This is a genomic window from Vibrio sp. 2132-1, from assembly GCF_033344315.1.
The window spans coordinates 1-696 of the sequence record NZ_JAWPON010000343.1 but is presented as its reverse complement, the minus strand read 5'-3'; the positions used below and the strand labels follow the sequence as shown (position 1 = coordinate 696).

Annotated in this window: 1 protein-coding gene; it reads right to left on the bottom strand. The window is 44.8% G+C overall.

Going from position 1 to position 696, the window contains the following annotated elements:
• Positions 1-605: nucleotidyltransferase domain-containing protein (locus R8N47_RS25295; RefSeq protein ID WP_318186121.1), on the bottom strand; the 605-nt coding region annotated here is incomplete at its 3' end.
• Positions 606-696 lie beyond the last annotated feature (91 nt).

Sequence of the window (696 nt, the reverse complement as noted above, 5' to 3'; positions counted from 1 at the left end):
ATATCGGGCTCTAGGTTATAGGTCGTATCGTGGTAGCGAGCATGACGTTCGCGCTGTTCTTGGATTTTTGCGCGGTAGAAGGTTTCGCTCGGCCAGAAAGAGTCGGATAGCACGACCTTTTTTAGAGCTTGGAATGTGTCTTCGCTGCCACAAAGCAGACGTGCTTCGTGTAGGTTAGTGGCAACCGTTAGATCGTCACGACCGATTTGTGCACATTCATTGACAGTGCGAACCGCATGGCCAACTTCCAGTTTTAAGTCCCATAGTAAGGTAATAAATTCGCTGATTTTCGCTTCTAACGCAGTTGGCAGTTTGTTGTTAGAAAGAACGAGAATGTCTATGTCGGACAACGGATGCAGTTCACCGCGACCATATCCGCCCACGGCCACTAATGAGATGTTGTAAATGTCATTAAAACCGAAGTATTGCCATAAACGCGTCAGCAACAAGTCCATGTACTCTGCGCGAGCCAATACTAAGCTGGTCACAGGGTGATGATTAAGAAACTCTTGTTTTTGGGTTGAGCTGAATTTTTCTAACTCTTGTTTTAGTTCGCCGATATTGATTTGTTCGTCGGAAAACGTAAGAGGGGATTGAAGTGGCATATTTGCTATCCGTGCAAGCTAAAAGTAAAGATCTACAAACCTTTCTAATTTAACAAATCTCGCGGAGATAAAAAATATCCCCGCATGAGCG